The 4,001-nt window shown below is 66.9% G+C and carries 3 protein-coding genes; all 3 read left to right on the top strand.

Annotated elements, in window-relative coordinates:
- Window positions 1-501 precede the first annotated feature (501 nt).
- On the top strand, window positions 502-885 hold the full coding sequence (locus RR928_RS24430; RefSeq protein ID WP_332684661.1) for a hypothetical protein: 384 nt from the start codon (window positions 502-504) through the stop codon (window positions 883-885).
- Between the two features lie 48 nt (window positions 886-933).
- On the top strand, window positions 934-2,607 hold the full coding sequence (locus RR928_RS24425) for a ShlB/FhaC/HecB family hemolysin secretion/activation protein (protein WP_332549883.1): 1,674 nt from the start codon (window positions 934-936) through the stop codon (window positions 2,605-2,607).
- A 269-nt stretch (window positions 2,608-2,876) separates the two neighbouring features.
- A complete protein-coding gene (locus RR928_RS24420; RefSeq protein ID WP_332540305.1) occupies window positions 2,877-3,899 on the top strand; it encodes a patatin-like phospholipase family protein in 1,023 nt (340 codons plus the stop codon).
- Window positions 3,900-4,001: the final 102 nt, after the last annotated feature.

The following is a 4,001-nucleotide window of genomic DNA, read 5'->3' as shown; positions in this document are numbered from 1 at the left end:
GCAACGCCCGCATCCTCGCCTCAGGCCAGCCCGGTCATGGTCGCTGTCAATGCGGTCGTCCAGGACCACGCCACGCCAGCTATGCCCGTTCAACCCTTGGCGCCGGCAATGCCTGCAACGCCCGCATCCTCGCCTCAGGCCAGCCCGGTCATGGTCGCTGTCAATGCGGTCGTCCAGGACCACGCCACGCCAGCTATGCCCGTTCAACCCTTGGCGCCGGCAATGCCTGCAACGCCCGCATCCTCGCCTCAGGCCAGCCCGGTCATGGTCGCTGTCAATGCGGCTGTTCATAGCCGCGCCAGCTCAGCGCCCCTTGCCCAGACCCTGGCCAGCCAATCAGCGGCGATCCACCGAATCCCCCCCGCGGCACCGGCGGTGGACCGCCCGCAGGCATTGGTCGCCAGCGTCTCCCAGCCATCGGACAGCGTGACCGGGGCCGATGTCGCTGTCGCTGTCGCTATCGCTGTCAGCCAGACTGTGGCTGTCCCGACGCAGCCAGGCGTGGACGCCGGCCCCATGGCCTTGCCGGTGGACATGTTCGCCCAGGCCGTCGATATCCGCGCCGCCACCGATACCTGCGCCGCCGTTGACGTTGCTGCGACCGGCGTGGCCCGTGGCATGCCAGTCGGCCCAACCGGCGTGGTGGGCGTCGGCATCGCTGCCGCCAACGCACAGCCGAGCAGCGCTGCGCAGGAAGTGGCGGCCGCAACGCAGCCTGACGAAACGCGTCCTGGCATGCGGATTCAAATCCGGCCCGCTTATGCCGCAGTGATGGCCACGGTGGGGAGCATGGCCCGCACCGATTCCGCGCCAGAACAGCCTGCCGCCGGCGAAGACCCGCTTTACACCGTGATCGGCGACGGCATCCACCGCCCCGCACGCTGAATACGCCGCACATCGCTTCTTTCAGTTTGATATCCATCAGGAATTTCCATGCCTTTGTTTCTTCGCACGCCGCTGTGGTGTGCCCTCAGCACCGCTGCGCTGGGCCTATGCGCCCAGGCCCAGACGCTGCCCAATGCCGGCCAACTGCTTGAAAGCCTTGAGCAGCAGCGTCCCCTGCGGCCCGCGCCGGCGGACATCGACCTGGGCCTGCCCGCGCCGCCCGCGGCTGCGGCCGCGGCCGACATGCAAGGCCCGAAGATCGACGTGCAGCGCTTCGCAATCGACGGCAACAGCGCCATCGCCACGGCGGATCTGCAGGCCCTGCTGCAGCCGCTCGAGGGCCAATCGCTGACCCTGTCCCAGCTCGAAGCCGGCGCAGCGCGCATCACCGGGCTCTACCGAGAACGCGGCTATCCCTTTGCCTATGCCTATTTGCCCGAGCAGACGGTGGAGGCAGGCCTGGTGCGCGTGAACGTGCTCGAGGGCCGGCTGGGTGAAGTGCGTCTCGAAAACCAGTCGCGCCAGCGCGCGCAGGTCCTGACCACGCCGCTCAGGCAACTGCGCGTCGGCGAGGTGCTCCATGCCCGCGCGCTCAACTCCAGCCTGCTGCTGCTGGGCGATGTGAGCGGCGCTCGCGCCAAGTCCAGGCTGCAGCCCGGGATCCACGTAGGCACGACCGACCTGGTGGTACGCGTCGAGGATGCGCCTGTCGTCAGCGGCTCGCTGGGCCTGGACAATTTCGGCAATCGCTTCACCGGTACCGCGCGCGCCATGGGCAGCCTGCAATTCAACGGATCGCTGGGCCTTGGCGAGCAGATCCATCTGCATACGTTGCTGAGCAATGAGCATCTGCGCAATTACCAGTTGGGCTACCAGATGCCGATCGGTCCCTGGAACACGCTCGTAGGCGCCAGTCTGGCGCATCTCAACTACGAGACCGGCAGGGATTTTTCGGCACTCGATGCCTATGGCAGCGCCAAGGTGGCGAGCCTCCATGCCAACCAGCCACTGGTGCGAAGCCGCGGCGTGAATCTCAATGCCCGGATAAGCCATGACCAGAAGCGGCTGGCCGACCACATCGGCGCGCAGGACAGCCACGCGCGCAAGCGTTCGCACCTCACCACGCTGGGCCTGAACGGCAACTGGCAGGACAGCCTGGGCGGTCGGGCCATCAGCCAATGGGACTTGTCCTGGACGCATGGCCAGCTGCGCCTGGGAAGCGAGGCGCAACGGCAATCAGATGCGCTGACCACAGGCAGTGCAGGCCACTTCCAGGTGTTCAACGGCCAGCTTGCGCGCTGGCAGGCCTTGACCGGCCCGTGGAGCCTCCATGGGCGCATCAATGGCCAATGGGCCAACAGGAATCTCGACTCGTCGGAAAAAATGAGCCTGGGCGGCGCCTACGGAGTGCGCGCCTATCCACAGGGCGAAGCGTCGGGTGACAGCGGATTGCTGGGCGCGCTCGAGTTGCATTGCACGCTGGGCAATGCCTGGCAGCTCAGCGGTTTTGTGGACGCGGGCCGCGTCAGGTTCCAGCAGCGTCCGTGGAGCGAGGACAGCAACCAGCGCAATCTTGGCGGCGCAGGGTTCGGGCTCAAGCACCATGGCACGCGCTGGGCGCTTGAATCGACGCTCGCCTGGCGTGTGGGCGCAGGCGGACCCGCCACCAGCGCGCAGCAGCGTTCGCCGAACCTGCTGGTCAAATTCCAGATGCACATCTGATGCCTCCATCAGCGCCGCAATTTTCACTGTTCGCAATGTCTGCACGTGTTCAGCAATGAGAACCTGGCACGCATGCGCGTTGCCAGCACGCGCGCAGCGCCACCGACCGCTGTGAAACCGGCGGCGAGCATCCGCTGAACACGCGTGCCCCGGCGAGGAAACATTTGCAAACGCCTTGCGCATGGCGCCTGGGGACAAGCAGCGCGGGCCCGCCTCCGCCTTGCGGGCGCCGATATACTGCCGCCTTGATGACAGCTGGAAAGCCTGGAATGCGTTTGCAAGCCTTCATACGCCCGCTGGCGTATCTCGCAGTGGCCGGCCTGGCCGCCTGCGGTAGCACCCCCAAAGCCGTAGCGCCTGCGGGCGCGCCCGGTGTCACGACCGCGCCTTTGACCATAGGCCTGGCGCTGGGTGGCGGCGCGGCCAAGGGCTTTGCGCACATCGGTGTGATCAAGATGCTCGAAGCCAATGGTCTGACGCCGGCCGTCGTCGCCGGCACCAGCGCGGGCAGCGTGGTCGGCGCGCTGTATGCGAGCGGCATGGACGCGTTCGCGCTGCAGGAGAAGGCCGTGGGCCTCGACGAGACCAGCATTCGCGACCTGCAGTTCTCGTCGGGCGGCCTGGTCAAGGGGCAGAAGCTCGAAGACTATGTCAACGAGCAGGTCCAGCGCCGTCCGCTGGAAAAGCTGGCCAAGCCCTTCGTTGCCGTCGCCACGCGCCTCGAAGACGGCGAACGCACGGTGTTTGCCCGCGGCAACACCGGGCAGGCGGTGCGCGCGTCGAGCAGCGTGCCCGGCGTGTTCCAGCCGGTGTCCATAGGCAAGTTCCACTTCGTCGACGGCGGCATCGTGAGCCCCGTGCCCGTCGATGCGGCGCGCCAACTGGGCGCCGATCTGGTGATCGCCGTCGATATTTCGAACAAGCCGCGCGGCCAGTCGCCGGCCGACATGCTCGGCACCCTGGGCCAGTCGATCGCCATCATGGGCCAGAAGCTGGGCCAGGCCGAACTCGCGCGCGCCGACATCATCATCCGCCCCAAAGTGCTCGACATTGGACCGGCCGACTTCACCCAGCGCGCGAATGCCATCGTCGAAGGCGAGAAAGCCGCACTTGCGGTGATGCCGCAGATCCGGGGGCGCATCGCTCAACTGCAGGCTGAACGCGCCCAGGCCTTGCAGCTGGCGCAGAACAAAGCCGTGCAGGACAAGCAGCAGGCCTGTCTTGAAAACCGCAGCCGGCTGCAGAAGATCGGCGGCATGGTGGGCTTGAGCGACCCCTGCGCCCAGCCGTAAGTCGGGCAGGTGCGCAGCGGATTTCGGCGGATATATGCAGGGGAGACGGGAAGGGGTGGTGCGGCGTACTGGAATCGAACCAGTGACCCACAGCTTAGAAGG

It is taken from the genome of Comamonas sp. (assembly GCF_036666375.1).
GTDB lineage: Bacteria > Pseudomonadota > Gammaproteobacteria > Burkholderiales > Burkholderiaceae_C > Comamonas.
This window is presented reverse-complemented; position numbering and strand designations above follow the sequence as displayed.